Below are 23422 nucleotides of genomic sequence, written 5' to 3'. Positions count from 1 at the left end.
ACATTTTACTTATTTGATAGTTCATGATTTTTTTCTGTGGAGGTTTCTCCTGTTTCCGGTTCTTCCTGTGGAAATGTCCCGGCTGTACCCTGGAAATTCTCGAGGAACTGTTTTTCCATACTTAGCGATCGTTTCCGTATCCGCTTGGAAAAATAGATAACGACAATGATCAGGAAAGATAATATCAGTCCTGACCCCAAAGCGACATTGAAAAGACGGATGATGATACCCATTACGATAATGATACAGATCAACACCTTGATCACTATCATTGATACCAGCAGCCCCCTGTTGAACCTGTTGTCCGCCCAAAGTTTGCGGAATTCGACGGAATTGTTTTTCTTCATGATGATGGCGCACAAAAACGGGGATATGATAAGGAGGACAAGAACGAAGCTCAGCAGGCTTCCTTTCATCCCCGGAATACGTCCCATTACCAGAGGATACGCATAGGAGAAGAACAGCGCTATGAAAAACAGGCATACCACCAGATAAAGGGTGACGGATACCAACATGGACCTGATGAGCTTGTGCCAGGAGCCTTGATGTCTTGTGGTCATTGTTCCAGAAGAATAATGCGTCAGGTAATCTTTCAGGAATTGTGGCAAGTGCCTGTCTGCAAAACAGTAGACGGGATCCGACAGTCTTATCATATAAGGAGTAAGGAAAGTGGTGATGACCGATACTGCCACTATGACCGGATAAAGGTATTTGTCCATTACATTCAGACTGATTCCTAACGAAGCGATGATGAACGCAAACTCACCCACTTGTGCCAGGGAAAAGCCGGCTTGTATCGCAATCTTTAGCGGTTGTCCGGAAAGCAACACGCCGAAACTCCCGAACAGGACCTGCCCGCATAGGACCAGTGCCGTCAGGATAAAAACAGGAACGGCATATTCCCATATCATGGCAGGGTCGATCATCATTCCCACTGATACGAAGAAAACGGAGGCGAACAGGTCCTTTACCGGTTGCACGATATGTGCGATTTCTTCCGCTTTATCTGTTTCTGCCAGCAGGGATCCCATGACGAACGCACCCAGCGCGGCGGAGAATCCCGCCTTTGTCGCTATCATCACCATTCCCAGGCATAGTCCCAGGGAGGTTGTCAACAGTATTTCATTGCTAATAAAGCGGTTCAATCTTTTCAGAAGGGTAGGAATCAGATAGATTCCCAATGCTGACCAGAAAATAAGAAAGGCCGCAAGTTTCAATATGCTCTCCAGCATTTCGAAGCCTTCAAAATGCTTGCCTACAGCCAATGTGGAGAGGACCACCATCATGATTACCGCCACCACGTCCTCAATGATTAGTATCCCCAGGACAATACCGGTAAATTTCTGATCGAGAAGCCCCATGTCACTGAATGCTTTGAATACGATGGCGGTGGAGGACATGGACAGCATTCCGCCCAGAAAGATACAGCTCGTGTGTGAGAAGCCCATCGCATTGCCTGCCGTATATCCCAGGAACATCATGCCGCAGACGATGATAACAGTGGAGAATATGGCCGAGGCTCCCACACTTATCAGCTTTCTGAACGAGAAATCCAGTCCTATGGCGAACAGGAGGAAAATAACACCGATATCCGCCCATATCTTGATATTGGCCTGGTCGGAAACAGTCGGGAATAGGGAAATGGAAGGACCTGCCATAATACCGGCCACAATATATCCCACTATGACCGGCTGTCCCAGCCATTTGAAAATGACGGTTATGATACCGGCTATAATCAAGATAGTGGCAAGGTCTGATATTAAAGGGGCAACTTCCGACATAGGAGTAACATTTTATATGGACAACTCGTTAAGGACACGGATCAGGTTTTTGTCAATGGGCTTGTCGTTCTTGATAGCCTGGTCAAAAGGAACATAGACAATCTCATTGTTATGTATGCCTACCATGATATTGTGCTGGTCCTCCATCAGGGCCTGTATGGCGGCCTCACCCAGCCGGCTGGCCAATATGCGGTCGTTGGCACTTGGCGCTCCTCCCCGTTGTAGATGTCCCAGGATAGAGACCCTGACATCATATCCGGGGTATTCCCTTTTTACCCGGTCGGCATAGTGCATGGCTCCGCCATTCTTATTGCCCGGGCTTTCCGTCACGATGACGATGCTGCTGTTCTTGGTCTTCCGGAATCCGCGTCCGATAAAAGTCTCCAGCTGATCCGCATCCGTCCGGTCTTCCGGAATAATGGCGGCCTCGGCTCCCGAGGCTATTGCGCTGTTCTGGGCGAGGAAACCGGCGTCGCGTCCCATCACCTCGACAAAGAAAATTCGGTCGTGCGAGGTGGCTGTATCCCGGATTTTGTCCACACACTCCACAATGGTGTTCAGGGCCGTATCATATCCGATTGTAAAATCGGTACCGTACAGGTCATTGTCGATGGTACCGGGCAGTCCTATGCACGTGACAGGGTATTCCTCGGCAAATATGCGGGCTCCAGTCAGTGAGCCGTCGCCCCCGATGACTACCAGCGCCCCGATTTTTTCTTTCCTCATGGTATCGTATGCCTCTCTGCGTCCTTCCGGGGTGGTGAACGCTTCGGAACGTGCCGTTTTCAGGATGGTTCCCCCACGCTGGATGATGCTGCTCACATCCTCGGTCGTAAGTTCCCTGGACTCGCCCGCTATCAGGCCTTCGTACCCTCTGTAAATTCCTTTGACTTTGAAGCCGTTGAAAATGGCGGTACGGGTCACGGCACGGATTGCCGCATTCATTCCGGAAGCGTCCCCTCCGGAAGTAAGGATTCCTATATATTCATCTTTTTTCATCTATCTCAGTTCTTGTTTTGTTTCATTCTGCCAATATAGCTTTCAGTTTTTTCCGGCAGTGAAAAATACGGCTCTTTATGGTTCCCAAACTCACACCGGTTCTTTCCGCTATCTCACGGTATTTGAACCCTGACAGGTACATCTCAAAAGGTATGAAATGCGACTCCGGTATACTTTTGATGGCATTACGTATCTTTTCCAGGTCATAGTTCCTGTCCACCTCCTCTGTACGGGACTCGTCCATGATCCGCGAATAATATGCAGGATCGGAGGATATGTACAGACGGGTATGACCGACCTCCGCCCGGTAACCGTTGATAAACGTGTTACGCATGATGATAAACAGCCACCCTTTGAAATTTGTGTTCTTGTTGTAACTTTCTTTGTGAAGCATTGCCTTGAGCAGGGTATCCTGCAGCAGATCTTCCGCCTTCTCCCTGTCCGCTGTCAGTTTGTACGCGAAACGGAACAGTTCGTCCTGTACGCTAAGCAGCTCTTTTTCAAAATTGAATTCCTTCATCGGTTGTGCCGGTTCCCTGTTCCGGAAGTGCCTGTTAAAGGCCGGACGGCTCTCCGGACAGGAAAAGCCTGTCCGGCCTTACACCATTCCAGATATGGAATTATTTAACCTCGATAGCCTTGGAAGTTTTTTGTTTTTCTTCCTCCTTCACTTTCGGGATTTCAATGGACAGGATCCCGTGTTCGACTTTTGCGGAAATCTTATCCTTCTCCACGTTTTCAGGTAGCAGGATGGTCTGCTGGAACTTGGAATAAGAGAATTCGCGGCGGAGATACTTCTTGTCTTTCTTCTCCTCCTTCTTCTCTTCTTTCTTTTCCATGCAGATTGTCAGGTTGTTGTTTTCGTCAACATTCACCTTGAAATCATCCTTCGTCATTCCGGGAGCCGCCATTTCAACCTTGTAGTCCTTGTCATTCTCAATGACATTGATGGCAGGAGCCGTAACTCCCGTTTTTGCCAGCCACTCATTCTCGAAGAAATCGTTAAAAATACTCGGCAACCAGTTTGAATTTGTTTTTACAGGTACCATTTTTACCTCCTTTTTTAAATTGTTAATAAATAAAATATTCAAAAAGACAATACAAATCAGTCTGATTGACTGACTCTTATCGTCTGATCATACCTTGTTCGGCTACAGCCTCCGTTCGTCTCCGTATCTCCTCCTGGTCTCCGAGGAAATAGTCCCTGACAAGCACCGGCCGTTCATCAAATTCGAATACATAAGGTACTGCCGTGGGCAGGTTCAAGAGGGATATGTCCGTATCGGAAATATTCTTGAGATGCTTGACTATCCCGCGCAGACTGTTTCCATGGGCAACGACAAGCAGGTTGTCCCTATGCATCAATGTGGGTAGGATGACACATTCCCAATAGGGCATGACACGCATGACGGCATCCTTCAGGGATTCAGTCCGTGGCAGTTCCATTTCGGGAACACCGGCGTAACGGGTGTCGTTCCCCGGATAGCGGGGATCGTCTTCCTTCACCGGCTCGGGCGACACGCCGTAACTTCTCCGCCAGATATGGACTTGTTCCTCGCCATATTTGTCTGCTGTCTCCCTTTTGTTAAGTCCCTGAAGTATGCCGTAGTGTTTCTCGTTCAACCTCCAGCTTTTCTCCACCGGGATCCAGTCTTCATTGAGACGGTCCAGAACACAATTCAACGTTTTCACAGCCCGTTTCAGATAGGATGTGTAAGCCGCCTCAAAAGAGAATCCCGCTTCTTTCAGCATATCACCGGCTTTACAGGCTTCTGCGATCCCCTTATCACTCAGGTCTACATCGGTCCAACCGGTAAAGCGGTTTTCCTTGTTCCATAGGCTCTCGCCATGTCTCAACAATACGATCCTTTTCATGCCATATAGTTTTTATGCAACGGTTATCGAAGGATCCAGATAGACATCCTGAATGGTGTTCAGAAGCGAGACCCCGTCTTTCATCGTCTTCTGGAAGGCTTTTCTCCCACAGATAAGTCCCATACCTCCGGCACGTTTGTTCACCACTGCGGTTACGACGGCATCATGCAGGTCAGATGTCCCATGGGACTCGCCCCCCGAATTGATCAGGCCAACCCTTCCCATATACCCGTTGGCCACCTGGTAGCGGCAGAGGTCTATCGGATGGTCGGAGACCAGTTCCGTATACATACGCCCGTCGGTCTTACCGAATCCGATGGCTTTAAAACCTCCATTGTTGGACGGCAGCTTCTGCTTCACGATATCAGCCTTGATGGTGACCCCGATATGGTTGGCCTGCCCTGTCAGATCTGCTGCCGCATGATAGTCAATCCCGTCTTTCTTAAAACTGCTGTTTCTCAGATAACACCACAATACCGTGGCCATCCCCAACTCATGGGCATATTCAAACGCCTGTGAGACCTCCACAATCTGGCGGCGGCTTTGTTCCGAACCGAAATAGATAGTTGCCCCCACGGCAACGGCACCCATGTTCCATGCCTCCTTCACTGTACCGAACATGACCTGGTCATAACTGTTCGGATAAGTCAGCAGCTCGTTATGGTTCAACTTCACGATGAAAGGAATCTTATGGGCGTACTTACGTGCCACAGCTCCCAGAACTCCGAATGTGGATGCCACGGCGTTGCATCCTCCCTCGATAGCGAGTTTCACAATGTTCCCGGGATCGAAGTAAAGAGGATTGGGTGCAAAGGATGCTCCGGCAGAATGTTCTATCCCCTGATCCACCGGCAGGATGGAGACATACCCGGTATTGGCCAGACGCCCGTGCCCGTACAGGGCTTGCAGGCTCTCCAAGGTGCGTATATTCCTGTCGGAATCCACCCATGCCTTGTCTATCATATTCGGCTCGGGGATATGGATGAGTTTCTTGTCTATTGTCTTGCATACATGGTCCAGGTAGTATCCTGCCTGCGTTCCCAACAAATCAATAATCGTGCTCATGTCAGTCGTTTTTTTATTCCAAATCAGGACTGGCGTTCCCCCAGTTTTGCATCCATGAAAAGGATGCCGCTCTCTCCGGCTTTCTTCATCAGGTTTACGATGTTCAGGAAATTCGCCTCTTCCTCCACCTGCTCCCTGACAAATCCCCAAAGAAAATCACGGGTGGCATTGTCTTTCTCCTCGGAAGCCAGATGTACCAGTTCGTCAATCAATCTGGAAACATGTCTCTCGTGTTCCAAGGCATGTTCAAAGACTTCGGTGGGACTGCCCCAACCCTGTGGAACCACATCGACCTTGTCCACTTTTGCCTCCGCCTCACGTTTGGCCATATATTCGGCGATGGCACATGCGTGTCCTGTCTCTTCCGCCGATTGCTTGCGCATCCAGCGGGCCATGCCGGAAAAACCTTCCTTTTCCAGATAGAAGGACATTGAAAGATACAGGTTGGCGGACCATAATTCCGCAGTAATCTGCCCGTTCAGGGCCTTTTGTAAATTCTCGGTCATAATGAATCTAATTTTTAATGTTGGTACTATTTTTTATTTTTCATATTCAGGGGCAAGCGTGTGCTTGTCTCAAAATATCTGTCAGGACAGGTTGCATCCCGTTTATGAAACATTCCACGGCGATGACCATCAGAATAAGCCCCATCAGTCTCATCATCACATTATTTCCGGTTTCTCCAAGAATTTTCAAAAGCCGCGTTGACACGCAAAGGATAATGAAAGAGAGGAGACAGACTAGGGCGATCACGCAAACCAGTGCAATTTTGAAAATATGCTCAGGGGCATCTTCCATCAGTGTTATGCCGCTTGAAATTACACCCGGACCGCACAGCATCGGAACGGCAAGAGGCGTGACGGTGATGTTCCTGGAATATTCTTTTTTCTCGTTCTCGTTCAGTTTCACATGGGTGAAGTGTGCCTGCAGCATGTCATATCCGATTTTAAAGATGATGATACCTCCCGCAATCCGGAAACCATTGGTCGAGATCCCGAAAAAATGGAACAGGAACCTGCCGCACAAGGTGAAAAGTACCAGTATGACGAACGTGAGGGCGCAGGATTTTAAGGCGATGCTCCGGCGTTCTCCGGCACTCATGCCCTCGGTCATCTGCAGGAAAACCGGCATCACTCCGAGGGGGTCCATCAATGTGAACAACGAAGTGAAACACAACATTGAGTATGCGAATATATCCATAGGATGATACTTGTTTTATTTTTAGACCATTATTTTCTCTGTGAACAATAAACTCCGGTCAGGTTACACGATTTGACACATCATATGAAGCAGGGCAGCCTGCGTTCATATTCCATGGCCAGGATACGCAACAATTCCATAAACGCCGTACTTACATATATCCGTTTTGTGTACAGCCCCTTGATGAAAGAATGGATGGATGAATCCGTATTCTGGCATAGTACGTGAAGTTCGGATATCTGACGGGATATATATTGTTCATGTTCAAGCAGGGTGTTCAAGGCAGCCAGCGGTGTCGGCCATTGCCGGATGTCGCGCCTGATTTCATGGATGGTTACAGCACCTCCTTCATGATAGATGCGGTTCATCATCTGATAGACCTTGCCCATATTGTCCTGTGCCTGTGCACTTAGCCATGAGGCCAATATCAGAAGTTGCTGCCCCTCAAAATAGACCTGCAATGACAGGTACAGGTTAGTTGACCAGATTTCTGTATTGATCAATGTGTTCATCGCATATTCAATTCGTTTATCCATGGCTGTTCTGATATTTGAAATTAGACAAAATAAATCGTAATTCATATCCTGCAATAATCATGAATTTATGTGATAGCATCTGTAAATCGGACTCTTATGGAGTTGTAAAATGAATTTTAATGCTTGCGAGACAAATAGTCATAAAAATGTATAATTATCATGCCTTTTTGTCACAAGATCCCTACAACATTCTCAACAAGATATCCAGTTCTTTCTCTATCATGTTGATCTTGTCGTATATGTAATCCAGCGTATTATGATAGTGCAGGTAGGCCCTGCATTCCTGCAATTCCCTTGACAGGGAGAGTATTTGTTGCCAAAGTTCCTCTTCTGTATGTCCAGGGGGATTATTGAATGCCATAAATGGATTCAGAGAAACTGTTTGGCATGTAATTTGTGTAATAATAGCCGCAAGTCCCGAAAAGGGGCAGGAATGGAAACAAAAAGGCAGAGAATTCCACTAAAGACAGTAACAGACAGAGGAATGAAAACGGAAGGCAGGACCTGTCCGGTTTTGAAACAAATTGCTTTCATAATGCGATTATATGACAACTCTGTTCCCTGAAGTTGTGTTTATATAAAGTTAAGCGTGGGAACTTTGGTATTACCATTCAGAAGTATCCCCATACTCAACAACATATAATACACAAAGCCCCACGCCTATATATGCTAACAAGATATAATAGTGCATAGGGACACCTGATGTATTATCCAATTGTTGTCTTGAAATTGGGGATTTCCTGAACATGGATAATGCCTAACGCTTACTGTTATTAATCTTTTTTGGTAAAAGACAAGGCAAAAATACTAAAAGAATTGATTCGCGTCAATAAAAATCCAACTTTTTTATTATTTTACTCTCTGCGCCACTGAATTTCATCGCTCTCCGCTCTCCAAATCCCGTGCCCTTCAGCGATAAGTAATCCTGAGTTCATCAATTGCCTCATAAAAGAGCTTTTGTACATCCTAAAATCCGCAACCTGTAATATTTTTGATATCTGGGGTTGCAGATACCTCTCTAAAACGACTCGTTTTCGTAAAGAACCCTAATGGTGCAGTCGCAAGAGACAAAATCCCCTTACCCCATGATGCGACTTGAGGCAATACGCAAAAGGCCACGAAGATTTGAGGCTACCCAAAATCAAATTTGAAGGCCATCATGTATGCCATTGCTTGTGTATATGTTCAGTATGTGCTGTCTTGCAGTCTTAATCCATTTTGCAGGGACAGAAACATACTTGAATACAAAAGTTTTGATTCTGCTTGTGCGTTTAAGTCCAAAGCTCTTCATGTTTGCGTCAGATATGAGGTGTCTGTAAAAGTTTCGTATTAAAGCGGTCAGAAGCAGGAACACCGTGTTTTCCGCCATGAACGATTTTGGCAGCCGTTTCCAGCCAAAGCCGTTGTTCATGTCGTCCAATACACGCTCAGCACCGCCACGCTTGTTGTAATACTCCACGATGTCACGGTCTGTCGAAGTATAGTCATTTGTCAGTATGCATCTGTATGTATATTCCCCTTCCCACAGGTCGAGTTCCTTGTTGATGCTTCTTTGCCGCTGTATGACAAGGCGGTACGCTTTGCCGACCCATTTCTCTGCAATGATGGAGCATATCTCAAACTCGTGACCGTTTATGTATTCGGTCTTCCATCCGCGCAAGGCAAAGATATCGTCATACAACGATACACACCTGTTTGCGCGGATATAAAAATGCCGACTGTGCTTCTCCACCATTTCCACCATAGCCTCAGAGCATGAGCCACAATCCATCCTCGCACGGTTTATATGTATTCTGGCATTCTCCAAACGCTCAAAAATACGTTTTAGAGTGTCTTCCTGATGGAAACGGACATTGGTATTGCCGTCGCGGTTCTCTATCCCGACGATGACATCGCCGACCGTTGCTATTCCTGGACTGTAACCGGTAAACTTCTTGTAGGTCATTTTTGCGTCAAATTTCTCCGTCTCAATGAACTGGTGGTCAAAATCAAAGTCATATTCATTGTCTGGCAGCAACTGTCCAGTTGCCAGCAATGCATTGACAAGCAGATTGTTAAGGTCGGAAGCCACGTTGAAGTCGTAGCTTTTGCCCGAATCAGACCTGTAGGTCAGATTCGGTGTGGTCAATTCACGAATGGCCCTAAGTATTGTGTCTGCGCTGCATGTACGGAGGGGTGGATGCAAGCAAAGTGCTTCCATAAGGTGTGAGGTCACGTCTTCGACACATGACCCTCCACAGAAATATACGCACATCAGAGAACGTATTATCTCGCTATATTGATAGCCATACACTTTGCTACGCAAACCTAAAGTAGAGTCTATTGTACAAGACAACATCCTGTCGAATTTCTCCATAATTGGAAATATACCACCAAAAGATGTGAGTTTCTCGGATTTTATTTGTACTTTTACCATGCTTGATGAGGTTTTGTTTGACTATTTTTGCAACACTAAGTTAAGTGAATCCTTTGACATGACAAAATCCTGAGCCGCTCGGCTTTGCCGCTTGGCTTGTCCAAGAACTTTTTGTTGTTCAGGATATTATAAAAGTTAAAATTTATAGTGTTGCGGAATTAAGGTAATAACAATACTATGAAATCGTTATTCATATTACAACTTGTATGTTGCGTCATTACAGCCATGCTAGCATTGCAATTAGCCATGGCAAGTTTGCAGGTGAGATGGAAGGTGTGGCGCTACGAAATATCAAGATGGATTCTCGTTGCATCCATGCTATTCTTCTCCGTCCACTACCTCTTACAGATGATTCATGGACTCCGTGCACAAGGTACCGATGTGGGCGCAGCATTCAACATATTGTTCTATACTCCAGTGGCATTTGCCATCACTCTCTCCATAATCAACATAGAGAGCACAGGCAACAAAGTGCGACGGTATTGTTTACGTGGTATGATGGCATACATACTCATCGCCATAGTTTTCGTCATTGGCATGTTCAAAAGTCAAAGTTTACACATTGGCAATATGCTCTATGTGATGCTCGGTCTTTTTGTGGCTAGCATGGCATATTTTATTCTTATCATTCGCAAAGAAACAAAAGCCCGAAAGCAGAAGCTCATGGAGAATTTCGGAATCGACTTGATTCCATACGTGCGCTATTCGCAAGCCAGCATCATTTTGCTATACTTTGCTGCTGGACTCCTTCCTGTAGCAATCCTCTTCAATACCTTATTATATATAATAGGTCCCTTGATATTACTCTCTGTCATCTTTTTCGTCCACACTTTCATTGCTATGGGCTATTACATCACACCCAAAGAAGTCATTCCTGAGGAAAATGACGCAGAAGCAAAAGTCACGGAAGCAGAAGACATGAAAGACGGCAAGAACACTCATGGCACAAATATCTTGACAGCTAATAGAAAGATGGAAATAGAATTAGCCCTCAAGAAATGGTGTGAAGAGGGATTTTATAAGGACTATGAAGTTAACATCTATTCGCTAGCTACCAAGTTGGGATACAAGAAAAACGAACTGACAGAATACTTCAATCAGTCAGAATACACCAATTTTAGAACCTGGCTTAGCGACATTCGTTTTAATGAGGCTGTTCGCATGATGAAAGCCAACCCCGAATATAGCATTGACGCTATTTCCACAGAGTGCGGTTTCTCATCCCACACATGGATTTATCGTATATTCAAACAAAAAACGGGCATGTCACCTAGCCAATGGCGCAAACAGTTTGCCTCCATCTAAATGCGTATTTTTGTAATTTCGCATTAAATAGCATTTAAAAGAGGTGTGTCAGCGTTTTGACACAACCTCTACTTAAAAGATTTAATTTACAATAGTATTGCGGAATTAAGGTACATGAAACCGATAACCTGTCATAGTGGCATTGGGAAAAGCCGTTCAGACGATCCGCATCATGGTCGGCAAAAGATCTAAAGTGACCTCTTTGGCTGTCTTGCGCTTGGAGACATGAATCATTTCAAGCACCTTTATGACGTCTTCAGACTTCGTGCCACGTATCATGGTCACAAGTGTACCTCTGCCACCACGTCCCGCACGATTAGTGACAACAGTATATAATTCTCCGCAGCTTAAAGAAGTCTCGTCAATACAAAGGCTAGGGACCTGAGGTTGTGCCCGCATTCTGACACATTTACATTTGTAGTATTAAATATCCCAATAAAAATATAAGTGTATATTGTAATGGGATCTTAATAGAGGATTAAAAAATAAATACTTAATGGGCTGTTTCTTATGAATTCTACTGAAATCTTATAATAATTGCTCAAAAAATCACATTCTTTGTATACGTAATATCCTAATTTTGGAACGCAAATTAAAAGAATATTAATAAACTAAATTATCTGATTTATATGACAAAATTAAGATGTATGCTTTGTTGCCTGATGATCTGTACTATTACTATTGATGCTAGGACTGTTAATGATATATATAAAAGAATATCTGCACAAGTCTCCTTGAAGGTTCCCGGTAATCAATCACGAAACTATTCCCTTGCTTTTCAAGGAGCCGTTGATGATAAGGGAATCTATCTGTTAGAGTCTGAAGAAAAAATACCATTAATCATTACAGAGAGAATAGAACGTGACAATGTTAAATGTGTAATGGTAGTAAGTATTACGGCATTGGAAGACGTGTACTTTAATTATCAACAACAGTTGAAAACAGGCTTCCGACATAATGACTGTATGTTTTATCTACCAGGATTCTGGTATAGTCGCAATTTACGTTCTCCTAAAGGTGCTCCTTCATTTCATATATCAGAGAGTTGGCTGGTACGTGAGGATCGTCTGAGCTCACCCCTTACCGGTATCTTCAATCAGAAAGATGGACGTTATATGACTGTGGCACGCAAGGACGATTTTCAATGGGATGCCCTTGCTACCCACCAAACAGGCGAAATCATCCTCTCGGGCAAAACGTCCCTAGGGTTCACCGGCTTTGAGAGCCATGACGGAACATCAACACTATCTTTTGGATTTCCTTACCGAGAAGCTCCTAAAACCTATATTCGTAAGTTGACGCTGGCTCCGGAGGTTACATCTTTCCAATATCTAAAAAAAGGAGAAACAGTACTCCTGACCTGGGAATTTATCGAGGGGCAGGCTACAGACTACTCAGATTTTATTTGCCATACTTGGGAATATTGTTATGATACATACCGTCCCCAACCTGTGAAAATACCTTTTTCTCCAGAAGAGATAAAAGGAGTGCTGAGCAATTATTTTGTGGAAAGTTTTGTTGGGGACAAAGCTCTTGCCTATTACTCCAGCCCTGAAATGAAAGTGGCAGCCTGTGCCAACATGAATGTAGCAGAGATAGGTTTTGTCGGTCGCGTACTTCTAAACGCTTTCAATGCATGGGAGTTTGGCAATGAGAATGGACGTGATGACCTTGCAGCTAGCAGTAAAAAGATATTTGATAGTTACTTAGAAAATGGCTTTACGGAAACCGGTTATTTGCGTGAATGGGTAAATCTGGAAAATGATAGTGATGTGAAAGAAGAACGCCCAGTGCATAGCATACGTCGTCAGTCGGAAGGAATTTATGCCATGTTTCATTATCTGAATTATGAACAGAAGTATAAACGTCACCATCCTGATTGGGAACAACGCTTAAAGAAAATGCTCGATATGTTCTTGCAACTGCAAAATCCAGATGGAAGTTTTCCACGTAAATTCCATGATGACTTTACAGTTGTTGACGGAAGTGGAGGAAGTACTCCATCCGCTACATTACCTCTGGTTATGGGATATAAATATTTTAAGGACAAACGCTATCTGTCCGCTGCCCGGCGTACTGCGGAATATCTGGAAAAAGAGCTTATATCAAAGGCTGACTATTTCTCCTCTACGCTGGATGCAAACTGTGAGGATAAGGAAGCTTCCCTCTATACCGCTACGGCAACTTACTATTTATCATTGATAACAAATGGTACGGAACATAACCACTATGCCTCTCTGACACGAAAAGCGGCTTATTTTGCCTTGTCCTGGTATTACGTCTGGGACGTTCCGTTTGCTCCCGGGCAGATGTTGGGTGATATCGGTCTGAAAACTCGCGGCTGGGGAAATGTCTCGGTGGAGAATAATCATATTGATGTATTTATTTTTGAATTTGCCGATGTGCTCCGTTGGCTTTCCAAAGAGTATAATGAACCTCGTTTCTCTGATTTTGCTGAAGTCATTTCTACTTCCATGTGCCAGTTACTTCCTTATAAAGGACATATGTGTGGAGTGATAAAAGTTGGTTATTATCCGGAAGTGATCCAGCACACCAACTGGGATTATGGAAGGAATGGAAAAGGATATTATAATGACATGTTTGCTCCCGGTTGGACGGTAGCATCCCTTTGGGAATTGCTGACACCGGGACGTACTGAGAATATACTGTTGAAATAGCTCTGATATCCACTTTTCAGGATATTCTTATATCCTGTTGTATGTTAATTAATGAAACTAACAATTAAGACAATGCAGAGACTACGTATTTTAGTTATATTAATACTTCTTTCTTTGATGCCTCTTTATTCCCTTGCCGTTCTGAATGAAGGACAATATGCATTCCGTTCACTTGATATCAATAATGGATTATCCCAGAATACGGTCCATGCCATCCTTCAGGATAAACAAGGATTTATGTGGTTTGGGACGAAGGATGGTCTTGACCGGTATGATGGTATCTCTTTTCGGACTTTCATGAAAGAATCCGGAACCTTGGGCAATAATTTCATCACTTCTTTGTATGAAGACAATCTTGGGCAAATATGGATTGGGACAGACGTAGGCCTATATGTCTATTGCCCACAAATGGAAAAGGTCAGGCATTTTACTCTGATAAGTAATTCAAACATAGATATAGACTGTACGGTCAATCTGATAACTGGGGACCAGAAAGGAGGTATCTGGGTTGTAACTCAGACGCGGGGAATCTTCTATTACAATCCCCAGGATAGCCAGTTGGTTAATTATCAGTCGGACGGGTCCGGTACTCTGAACCTTAAAACTTCCGGCCAACTCTATTTTGATTCGGACGATGTCTGCTGGTTGGACATACGTGATGGAAATCTGTATTATTCAAAAGACAAGCTTAAAACTTTAACTCCGATTTTTCCAGAAGATTCAAAAGTGTCTTTCAGAGATGAATACATCTATAAATTGCTCCCCGGACCCTATAATTGCATGTATGTGGGAACTGTATTCGGACTGAAAGAAGTGAACCTAACTAATAAGACTATCCGTACCCTTCTTTCCAAGGATGAATTGGGAGGTGATATTTATATCAGGGAACTTGCATTTTATTCAGATGACGAATTATGGATAGGAACCGAATCGGGACTTTATATCTATAATCTGCACACGGCAAAAATCATCCACTTGCAGAACGTCAACGGTGATCCCTATTCAATCTCTGACAATGCCATCTATTCGATTCTCAAAGACCGTGAAGGCGGAATGTGGATAGGGACTTATTTTGGGGGTGTGAATTATTACCCCCGGCAATATACCTACTTTGATAAAGTCTATCCCCAGAAAGAATCAAACAAAATGGGAAAAAGGGTGCGGGAGTTTTGTGCCGCCCATGACGGCACACTCTGGATAGGTACAGAAGATAAGGGGCTTTTCCATTATTATCCTAGTACTGGAAAAATCGAACCGTTCATTCATCCGGATATTTATCATAATGTTCACGGATTGTATTTGGACGGAGATTATCTGTGGGTTGGGAATTTTGCAAAAGGATTGAAGCGTATTGATTTGAGGACATACGCTGTAAAGCACTATGATAATATTGCAAGTGATATCTTTTCTATCTGCCGGATAACTGCGGGCGATCTGTATCTTGGAACAACAATAGGATTGTTTCGGTACAACCCAGATACGGAACGTTTTAAACGCGTCCCCGAACTTGGGTGGACGTTTGTTTATTATATAAAGGAGGATAAGCAGGGGAATTTATGGCTGGCAACTTATGCCGATGGCGTCTATAAAAAGAATGTCCGTACAGGTGGTTGGGAACATTTCGTACATGAGGAAGCAGACTCGTCCACCCTTCCATCCAATAAGGTGCTGAGTATTTTTGAAGACAGTCAAAATCAGCTATGGTTTACCACACAAGGAGGTGGCTTCTGCCGCTTTGTGCCTTCCGCCAACACCTTTGTCCGTTATGACGGTATCGGTCTGCCAAGCAACGTCATTTATCGGATTGAAGAAGATGAAAAGGGATTGTTCTGGGTTTCAACCAATAAAGGGCTGGTGCATTTTAACCCGAAGAATTCCAGTTTTAAAGTGTATACAGTTGCTAATGGGTTGCTGAGTAACCAGTTTAATTACCAGTCCAGCTATAAGGATAAGAATGGACGGATTTATTTTGGCTGTATTAACGGTTTCATCTCCTTTGCCCCCTCCTCCTTTATTGATAATGATTTTTTACCCTCTGTTTTGATTACCGATTTTATGCTCTTTAATAAAAAGGTGGTAGTCGGAGAAAAAGGCTCTCCATTGAAACAAAGTATCACTTTGTCAAACCATATCGAACTTCAGTCAAATCAGAATTCGTTCTCCTTCAGGATAGCTGCGATAAGTTATCAGTCACCGAGCATGAATACACTGCTATATAGACTGGAAGGGTATGATTCCGAATGGCATACAGCGGGTAAGGGCCCTATTACGTATTCCAATTTACCTTATGGGACATACATGTTACGCGTGAAAGGTGCGAATAGTGATGGTGTATGGAATCCAGATGTACGCACATTGGGGATCAGGATATTGCCCCCGTTTTATTTATCCGTATGGGCATACCTGATTTATATCCTATTGATACTCGGTACATTTTTCGCCCTCTTCTTTTATTTAAGGAAGCGTACTATTGAAAAGCAGCGTAAAGAGATGGAGAAGTTCGAACAGGAAAAGGAGCAGGAACTCTACACCACTAAGATAGATTTCTTTACAAATGTGGCACACGAAATCCGTACTCCTTTAACACTGATAAAGTGCCCATTGGAGAATGTACTTGCTGATAGGGAACTCTCCGAAAATGTAAGGATGGAATTGGAAATTATGGATCAGAACGTGGAGAGGTTACTGAACCTGATAAACCAATTACTTGATTTCCGTAAAGCGGAAAATAAAGGTTTTAAATTGAATCCGAAAGAATATAATATCGGTACTATCGTCCACTCTGTTTATAAGTATTTCACCACTTTGGCAAAGCAAAGGGGAATTAAACTTGAAGTAGAAGTTCCAGAGGAAGAATTGTTGGCTTCTGTTGACAAAGAGGCTTTGACCAAAATTCTCAGTAATCTGTTTGCTAATGCATTGAAATATGCCCGGACATACGTTTATCTCCATTTGTCTGTTGATGAGAAGAATGAGGTGTTCACTATCTCTATGAGTAATGATGGGAATATAGTCCCTATCGAAATGCGTGAAAATATTTTTAAAGCCTTTGTCCAATACCGGGACGGGAAAGATATTGTCTCGGGCACAGGCATCGGATTAGCTATGGCTCGTTACTTGGCAGAGTTGCATCAAGGTATGCTGGTGATGGACCGGGAGCTAGATTGTAACCGTTTCATTCTTTCCATTCCAATATTACACCAGACACTTCCGGATGATTCGGAAGAACAACATAAGAAACCTGGGTATGATGATGAAGATCGTGAAGTTTCTGATAAAGATAAAAGAGAGGTTGCTTCCATATTGGTTGTAGAAGATAATAAGGATATGCTTGCTTTTGTGTTCAGGCAATTGTCTTCATTGTATCATGTACTGATTGCGGAAAATGGGGTCGAGGCGTTGGACGTTCTTGAACAGAAATCTGTGGATCTGATAATAAGTGACATTATGATGCCTCTGATGGACGGGGTTGAATTATGCAAGCATCTGAAACAAAATCTGGACTATAGTCATATTCCTGTAATATTATTGACAGCTAAAACTAATCTGGAATCAAGAATCGAAGGACTTGAAGAAGGGGCGGATGCGTATATTGAAAAGCCGTTTTCTATGGAGTATCTTCGTGCCAATGTAGCAAATCTGTTGAGTAATCGGGAAAGATTACGCCGTCACTTTATTGAATTTCCTTTTATCAAAGCAGATGCAATGGCGCAGACAAAGGCCGATGAGATGTTTATTAGCAAGTTAAATGAGTATGTATTACGCCATCTTGATAATACGGACCTGCAAATTGATGATATAGCGGATGCAATGAATATGGGACGTTCCAACTTTTACCGGAAATTGAAAGGAATCCTAAATATGAGTCCGAACGAATATCTCCGCCTTTTCCGTTTGAAGCAGGCAGCTTCCATACTGAAAGAAGGAACCTATGGAGTGGTGGAAGTCTCTTACATGGTAGGGTTCAGTACCCCCTCCTATTTTTCAAGCTGTTTTAAAAAACAGTTCGGAGTACTGCCTAAAGATTTCATATCGCACTAGTAATATGTATTTTGCTTTAAATTTTATAATATCAGGTCATTTTCTGATATTTTATCCGAGTTGTTCCGGGTAATTTTGCAAATATATTAACAACTAAATTTGATGTATGACAAGGTATTTACTTTTTTTTGCCAGCCAGCCTTCGGGCGGAAGAGAGAGTTGTTTTCCTATCGTATATATAAACGATTCTTAGTTTGAGAATTTGTACTGTAATTTATATAAAGTCAAAGAAATAATTATAAAATAAATTGCACACACAATGAATAATAGAAAAGAAAATGAACAGAGTTGTATAGTAATGAATAAAAAAGAGGGTACATCGTGCATTACGACATACCTCCCTGTATTTCAGAGAAAAATCTACACTACTAATCAAAAAATCTATTGATATATGAACTGTAAAGTAAAACAAGGATGCCTTACCAGCGAAAGCTGTTGCATCCTGTTATGGTTAGCCTTCACATTATTTCCCGTTTCCGTTGTAACGGCGGCAGATAATAGAAAGATCGACGAGAGCCAGCAAAAAGAAGTAAAAGCAGAAATGAAAGGATATGTGGGAGACGAAAACGGAGAGCCTGTTATTGGAGCTACCGTATTGGAAAGTGGAACGCAGAACGGGGTTATAACAGATGTGGACGGTATATTCACTATACAGTTGGCAAAGAACGCATCATTGACCATTTCATATGTTGGGTACCAGAAGAAAACGGTAGTGGTAAAAGATAAGAAGTTCATTTCCGTTAATTTGACTCCGGACAGGAGTATGATGCTGGATGAAGTGGTCGTGGTCGGTTTTGGCAAACAAAAGAAAGAATCCCTCGTGGGAGCTGTGCAGGCAGTGAAGCCGGAAGACCTGAAGATGACATCCAGTAATCTTAGTACTTCATTTGCCGGGAACGTTCCAGGTATCATCGCCGTACAAACACAGGGTGAACCAGGCTCTGATGAGGCGAAATTCTATATACGTGGTATATCAACTTTTGGTTCGAATACCTCACCGCTGATCATACTTGACGGTGTGGAAATCAACGCTACGATGATGAACAATATTCCTCCAGAATCTATCGCGTCGTTTTCTGTGCTGAAAGATGCTACGGCAACGTCCCTATACGGCTCACGGGGGGCTAACGGAGTTATCATCGTTACTACCAAGCAAGGACAGCTTTCCGAGAAAATGTCTGTAGATATCCGCTTTGATAATACTTTCTCCATGCCTACCTATGTGCAGAAAATGGCAGATGGCCCGACTTACATGGATATGTATAATGAAGCCGTTTATAATCAGGCTATTGCCAATAACCAAGAGTATGAGCCTTTCTATAGCCGGGATAAGATAGATAAAACACGTGCCAATGCAAATCCCTACCTGTTCCCAAACAATGACTGGTACAGTATGTTGTTCAAAGACTTCGCCGTTAATCAGAATTTGAATATCTCCATCAAGGGCGGAAGCAAAAATGTGGATTACTTCCTGAATGCTGGAATCTTCTATGAAAATGGTATCATCCGGCAACCCAAGGAAGATAAGCTTGATGTGGGTATGCGCAACAAGAAATACCTGTTTCAGAGTAATGTGACAGCCCGTGTTACCTCTACGACGAAAGTGGGGCTAAATATGAATACGCAGTTGTTCTACCACCATGCCCCCAAAACAAGTACCCGGAATTTGTTCGCCTATTCCATGCATGGGAATCCCGTACGTTTTCCTGCTACACTTCCTGCTGAACCAGGGGATACATACATCCGCTACGGTAGCAATGATCCGTGGGATGTGGGAAAATCAGAGCCGAATCCTTACGCCAAATTGAGTGAAGGTTATACGGAACGAAATTATGTCTATATGACGACCGCTTTCAATCTCGAACAGGACTTGAAGTTTGTCACACCAGGGTTAAAACTCACCGGACTGGCATCTTTCTATAATTACAGTTTTAACTGGCTGGATCATTGGATTGTACCTTTCTACTATAAAGTATCTGATGACTATACGATGGATGATCAGGGAAACTACCTTTATAAGACTTCGACTATCGGTGAGCCGGGAGAACCTTATCTGAAGAGCAATTCCGGGCGTGATCCGACAGAGAGTGTCTGGTCTTTACAGGGAGCGCTGGACTACTCACGCCAGTTTGGTGGACATGATGTGGGAGCTACCCTTGTTTACCACATGAAAGAAACCAAGAAAGTGAAGGACGGCGGAGCTGAAAAAGATCTTCTTCCTTACCGTGAGCAAGGGATGGCCGGACGTCTGACCTACAGTTTTGGTCAGCGTTACCTGCTTGAGGCTACCTTTGGTTATAATGGCTCGGAGAATTTCAGAAGCGGGCATCGTTTCGGATTCTTCCCTGCGATTGCCCTAGGATGGACTATTTCTAATGAAAAGTTTTTCCAACCGTTAAAAAAAACAGTTTCCACTCTGAAAATCCGAGCTACTTATGGATTGACCGGAAATGATGCGCTTGCCACTCGCTTTCCCTATGTAACAGAAGTCAGTATGAATAATAATTTGGATTGGTGGACTGGTAGCGGTACCCGCGTGAATGGGCCGCTTGTAAATATTTATGGTAATGCGAACGCTACATGGGAGAAATCGAAAAAGCTGAATTTAGGTGTCGATATGACCCTTCTTGAATCTATGGATATAACCATTGATTATTTCAAGGAAGACCGTAGTGGAATTTTTATGCAACGTTCGTCCGTCCCTTCAACAATGGGAGTGACAGGTATGCTGCCTTATGCCAACATTGGCTCGGTAAAGAATAAGGGTGTGGATATGAGTGTAGCATACAGCAAAGTAATTGGCAAAGATTGGGTGCTCCGCCTGAACGGTAGTCTGACCTATGCACATAATGAGATTACGGAGATAGACGAACCGGTGAATGTAGAACCCTATTCTTCAAGAATCGGACACCCGATAAACAGTATTATGGGATATGTGTCTGACGGATTGTTTACTTCTCAGGAGGAAATAGACAGATCTCCCAAACAGTCGTTCGGAAATTATACGGTGGGAGATATTAAATATAAAGATCTGAATGGTGATAACGTGGTGAATGGTTATGACAGGACGATTATCGGCAATCCTGAAATTCCGGAGATTATCTATGGTTTTGGAGGAACGTTGAAGTATAAAAAGTGGGATTTGTCTCTGTTTTTCCAGGGAGTGGCCAAAGTCAGTTTAATGATGAGCGATATTCATCCGTTCAGCGAAGCGGGCCATAAAGGATATAACATTGCACAGTATATCGTTGATGACCACTGGTCGGAAAGCAATAATGTAGCCGGTGCCGCCTATCCCCGATTATCACCCGAATTTATCACGAACAATGCGCAAACCAGCACTTATTACCTACGTAACGCAGCTTTCCTGCGCCTGAAGAATGCCGAACTGGGCTATTCCTTCTTCCCGTGGCTGCGTGTGTATGCAGCAGGTACTAATTTGCTGACATTCTCTCCGTTCAGTACCTGGGATCCTGAAATGGGAAGTGGGAATGGTTTGAAATATCCGCTACAGCGCACGGCCAAGATCGGGATTCAGTTTCATTATTAATTAAGAACAGAATAAGTTATGAAAAATATATATACAAAGTTATGCCTGTCGGCAATCGGCTGTTTAATGATGGCATCATGTGATTTTCTTGATGTGGTTCCGCAAGGTACTGCTACCGTGGATGATATCTACCGGACACAATATCAGGCTGAAGGAATGGTACTGTCTTGCTACGCGAATATCCCTAACTATTTCCATCCCCAACAATTTCCTGATTTTACCGGAGGAAACGAAATCATAACGAGCAAAGGAGGAACAACGCGCTGGTTTCATTTCCGCAGTCTGGTTTATGGGGAAGAATCCCCAACAACGACTTATTACTCATTATGGAGCAATACAGCAAAATCTTATCCGCAGGGTGCTGTGAAGAAAGCAGTATGGGAAAGTATCCGCAATTGCTATAATGTGCTTAATAATCTGGATAGGGTATCGGACATTACCCCCGAAAACCTGAGCTGGTGGAAAGGTGAAGCGCTGTTTTTGATCGGGTATTATCATCAGATCATGCTGGAGTACTATGGACCGATAGTTATTATTGACAAGGAAATACCAATGGAAAGTTCTCCGGCCGAGATGATGACCTCCCGTTCTCCTTATGATACATGTGTCGATTTCATTGCCAATAAACAAACAGACATATTAAAGATGAAAATAAAATCCAAATAAGTACAAGTAAATAGGCTTTATATCAGACATTTATAAAGAAATCGTTTCTTTCAGTTGTTTTCGCTATTTTCTGTTAATTAGTTCTTTTTGGGTACATTTTTGTTCCTTGTTTGTTTCTTGATTTCGGTTTTAATTCGTACATTTGCATACGAAAAAGAACGAATGAAAGAATACGATTATGCCACGAATAAAGAAGCCTAAAAAAGTAAAAGAGCCCATCCGTCTTCGGATGAAGGATTTGTCCGATGGCAGCAAAAGTCTGTATCTGGATATATACCGCAATGGCAAGCGGACATATGAGTACCTGAAGCTGTATCTTATCCCGGGAACGGACAACAATACCCGTCGGCAGAATGAAATAACAATGGCCGCTGCGAATGCCATCAAGTCGAAACGCATTATCGAACTGACCAGCGGCGAAGCCGGTATCGTGAACCATACAGATAAGGTTTATCTGCTGGACTGGATGCAAACCTATTTGGAGTACCAAGAGAAACGCGACAAGAAAGGCATCGGTCAAATCAAGGCCGTTACCCATATCCTGAAAGAATATGCAGGGGAAAGGTTTTTGTTGGATCGGGTTGACCTCGCTTTTTGCCAAGGCTATATCGACTACATGCTGACGACCTTCCGCCCTAAAGGAAAGCCGATAGCAGCATCTACACGCAATACCTATTATCAGATATTCAACGGTGCCCTGAACGCTGCCGTCCGGGCTAAACGGTTGTTGAGAAATCCGTTTAATGAAATGGAAAAATCGGAGAAGCCCAAAATGCCGGAGAGCGTGCGGTCCTATATGACCATCGAAGAGGTACGGGCGTTGATTGCCACTCCGGTACAGGATGGGAGGGTTAAAAACGCCTATCTGTTTTCCTGCTTCTGCGGACTGCGTATCAGCGATATTGTCGGCCTGAAATGGAAGAATGTCTTTGTCGATAACGGCCAATACCGTCTGGCGGTGGCTATGCAGAAGACCAAAGAACCGATTTACCTGCCACTCTCCAACGAGGCGTTGAAGTGGATGCCGGAGCGTGAGGACAAGGCGGCGGATGACCATGTGTTCAGCTTGCCTTCAAACATCAACCAGTATCTCAAGCCGTGGGCCGAAGCGGCCGGAATCACCAAGCGTTTTACTTTTCACACGGCCCGGCACACATTCGCGACCATGATGCTGACGCTCGGTGCGGATCTCTATACCGTATCGAAGCTGCTTGGTCATACCTCCGTGAGAATGACACAGGTGTACGCCAAAATCATCAACCAGAAAAAAGACGAAGCAGTCAATTTGGTCAACGGGCTATTCGACTGAT

Annotated in this window: 15 protein-coding genes and 2 pseudogenes; 6 read left to right on the top strand and 11 right to left on the bottom strand. The window is 43.8% G+C overall.

The genetic code is table 11. The features are described 5' to 3' along the window. Nucleotides 1-5 precede the first annotated feature (5 nt). The 11 genes and pseudogenes from AB5062_RS01300 to AB5062_RS01250 all read right to left on the bottom strand — a co-directional run bounded on the left by AB5062_RS01300 (nucleotide 6) and on the right by AB5062_RS01250 (nucleotide 9872). A complete protein-coding gene (locus AB5062_RS01300; protein WP_004308112.1) occupies nucleotides 6-1781 on the bottom strand; it encodes a cation:proton antiporter in 1776 nt (591 codons plus the stop codon). A gap of 12 nt (nucleotides 1782-1793) precedes the next feature. Then, nucleotides 1794-2780 carry a 6-phosphofructokinase gene (pfkA, locus tag AB5062_RS01295; protein WP_004308113.1) on the bottom strand — a complete coding sequence of 329 codons (987 nt, stop codon included), beginning with the start codon at nucleotides 2778-2780 and terminating at the stop codon, nucleotides 1794-1796. Between the two features lie 22 nt (nucleotides 2781-2802). After that, the gene (locus AB5062_RS01290) at nucleotides 2803-3300 is read right to left on the bottom strand and encodes an RNA polymerase sigma factor (RefSeq protein ID WP_004308114.1); all 498 of its coding nucleotides are present in this window, start codon (nucleotides 3298-3300) and stop codon (nucleotides 2803-2805) included. A gap of 100 nt (nucleotides 3301-3400) precedes the next feature. Then, a complete protein-coding gene (locus AB5062_RS01285) occupies nucleotides 3401-3829 on the bottom strand; it encodes an Hsp20/alpha crystallin family protein (protein WP_004308115.1) in 429 nt (142 codons plus the stop codon). 76 nt (nucleotides 3830-3905) lie between these two features. After that, the gene (gene gpmA / locus AB5062_RS01280; protein WP_004308116.1) at nucleotides 3906-4655 is read right to left on the bottom strand and encodes a 2,3-diphosphoglycerate-dependent phosphoglycerate mutase; all 750 of its coding nucleotides are present in this window, start codon (nucleotides 4653-4655) and stop codon (nucleotides 3906-3908) included. A 12-nt stretch (nucleotides 4656-4667) separates the two neighbouring features. Then, nucleotides 4668-5720, bottom strand: a complete 1053-nt coding sequence (locus AB5062_RS01275) for a class I fructose-bisphosphate aldolase (protein ID WP_004308117.1) — start codon at nucleotides 5718-5720, stop codon at nucleotides 4668-4670. A gap of 23 nt (nucleotides 5721-5743) precedes the next feature. Continuing rightward, entirely contained in the window at nucleotides 5744-6226 is a 483-nt protein-coding gene (locus tag AB5062_RS01270; protein WP_004308118.1) for a ferritin, read from the bottom strand. A 46-nt stretch (nucleotides 6227-6272) separates the two neighbouring features. Further along, on the bottom strand, nucleotides 6273-6920 hold the full coding sequence (locus AB5062_RS01265; RefSeq protein ID WP_004308119.1) for a MarC family protein: 648 nt from the start codon (nucleotides 6918-6920) through the stop codon (nucleotides 6273-6275). An 80-nt stretch (nucleotides 6921-7000) separates the two neighbouring features. Beyond that, the gene (locus AB5062_RS01260; protein ID WP_004318646.1) at nucleotides 7001-7456 is read right to left on the bottom strand and encodes a ferritin-like domain-containing protein; all 456 of its coding nucleotides are present in this window, start codon (nucleotides 7454-7456) and stop codon (nucleotides 7001-7003) included. Nucleotides 7457-7637: 181 nt separating this feature from the next. After that, nucleotides 7638-7817 (bottom strand): hypothetical protein, encoded by a 180-nt coding sequence (locus AB5062_RS01255; protein ID WP_007750775.1) that lies wholly within the window; start codon nucleotides 7815-7817, stop codon nucleotides 7638-7640. A gap of 770 nt (nucleotides 7818-8587) precedes the next feature. After that, a pseudogene (locus AB5062_RS01250) lies at nucleotides 8588-9872 on the bottom strand (IS1380-like element ISBfi1 family transposase). 177 nt (nucleotides 9873-10049) lie between these two features. Between AB5062_RS01250 and AB5062_RS01245 the strand changes: the two are divergent. The 6 genes and pseudogenes from AB5062_RS01245 to AB5062_RS01220 all read left to right on the top strand — a co-directional run bounded on the left by AB5062_RS01245 (nucleotide 10050) and on the right by AB5062_RS01220 (nucleotide 23421). Next, nucleotides 10050-11177: an AraC family transcriptional regulator gene (locus tag AB5062_RS01245; protein ID WP_004312658.1), complete on the top strand. Its 1128-nt coding sequence runs from the start codon at nucleotides 10050-10052 to the stop codon at nucleotides 11175-11177. A gap of 629 nt (nucleotides 11178-11806) precedes the next feature. Next, nucleotides 11807-13855: a hypothetical protein gene (locus AB5062_RS01240; RefSeq protein WP_004318649.1), complete on the top strand. Its 2049-nt coding sequence runs from the start codon at nucleotides 11807-11809 to the stop codon at nucleotides 13853-13855. 72 nt (nucleotides 13856-13927) lie between these two features. Further along, nucleotides 13928-17896 (top strand): two-component regulator propeller domain-containing protein, encoded by a 3969-nt coding sequence (locus AB5062_RS01235; RefSeq protein ID WP_004318650.1) that lies wholly within the window; start codon nucleotides 13928-13930, stop codon nucleotides 17894-17896. 391 nt (nucleotides 17897-18287) lie between these two features. Next, on the top strand, nucleotides 18288-21446 hold the full coding sequence (locus AB5062_RS01230; protein ID WP_004318652.1) for a TonB-dependent receptor: 3159 nt from the start codon (nucleotides 18288-18290) through the stop codon (nucleotides 21444-21446). A gap of 18 nt (nucleotides 21447-21464) precedes the next feature. Beyond that, a pseudogene (locus AB5062_RS01225) lies at nucleotides 21465-22082 on the top strand (RagB/SusD family nutrient uptake outer membrane protein); the annotation flags it as partial. A 208-nt stretch (nucleotides 22083-22290) separates the two neighbouring features. Beyond that, nucleotides 22291-23421, top strand: coding sequence for a site-specific integrase (locus AB5062_RS01220; protein WP_007569236.1), 1131 nt, complete (start codon nucleotides 22291-22293; stop codon nucleotides 23419-23421). Nucleotide 23422: the final 1 nt, after the last annotated feature.

Origin of the sequence: Phocaeicola sp. RTP21359st1_B8_RTP21360_211022, from assembly GCF_040911965.1 — a bacterium.
GTDB classification, from domain to species: Bacteria; Bacteroidota; Bacteroidia; order Bacteroidales; family Bacteroidaceae; genus Phocaeicola; species Phocaeicola vulgatus.
The sequence above is the reverse complement of the archived record's forward strand: the minus strand, read 5'-3'. Positions and strand labels throughout refer to the sequence as shown.

Coding starts and splice junctions, on each gene's coding strand:
- AB5062_RS01245 (WP_004312658.1), top strand. CDS start 10,050: ATGAAATCGTTATTCATATTACAACTTGTATGTTGCGTCATTACAGCC.
- AB5062_RS01220 (WP_007569236.1), top strand. CDS start 22,291: ATGCCACGAATAAAGAAGCCTAAAAAAGTAAAAGAGCCCATCCGTCTT.
- AB5062_RS01260 (WP_004318646.1), bottom strand. CDS start 7,456: ATGGATAAACGAATTGAATATGCGATGAACACATTGATCAATACAGAA.
- pfkA (WP_004308113.1), bottom strand. CDS start 2,780: ATGAAAAAAGATGAATATATAGGAATCCTTACTTCCGGAGGGGACGCT.
- gpmA (WP_004308116.1), bottom strand. CDS start 4,655: ATGAAAAGGATCGTATTGTTGAGACATGGCGAGAGCCTATGGAACAAG.
- AB5062_RS01235 (WP_004318650.1), top strand. CDS start 13,928: ATGCAGAGACTACGTATTTTAGTTATATTAATACTTCTTTCTTTGATG.
- AB5062_RS01300 (WP_004308112.1), bottom strand. CDS start 1,781: ATGTCGGAAGTTGCCCCTTTAATATCAGACCTTGCCACTATCTTGATT.
- AB5062_RS01230 (WP_004318652.1), top strand. CDS start 18,288: ATGAACTGTAAAGTAAAACAAGGATGCCTTACCAGCGAAAGCTGTTGC.
- AB5062_RS01240 (WP_004318649.1), top strand. CDS start 11,807: ATGACAAAATTAAGATGTATGCTTTGTTGCCTGATGATCTGTACTATT.
- AB5062_RS01265 (WP_004308119.1), bottom strand. CDS start 6,920: ATGGATATATTCGCATACTCAATGTTGTGTTTCACTTCGTTGTTCACA.
- AB5062_RS01290 (WP_004308114.1), bottom strand. CDS start 3,300: ATGAAGGAATTCAATTTTGAAAAAGAGCTGCTTAGCGTACAGGACGAA.
- AB5062_RS01275 (WP_004308117.1), bottom strand. CDS start 5,720: ATGAGCACGATTATTGATTTGTTGGGAACGCAGGCAGGATACTACCTG.
- AB5062_RS01270 (WP_004308118.1), bottom strand. CDS start 6,226: ATGACCGAGAATTTACAAAAGGCCCTGAACGGGCAGATTACTGCGGAA.
- AB5062_RS01255 (WP_007750775.1), bottom strand. CDS start 7,817: ATGGCATTCAATAATCCCCCTGGACATACAGAAGAGGAACTTTGGCAA.
- AB5062_RS01285 (WP_004308115.1), bottom strand. CDS start 3,829: ATGGTACCTGTAAAAACAAATTCAAACTGGTTGCCGAGTATTTTTAAC.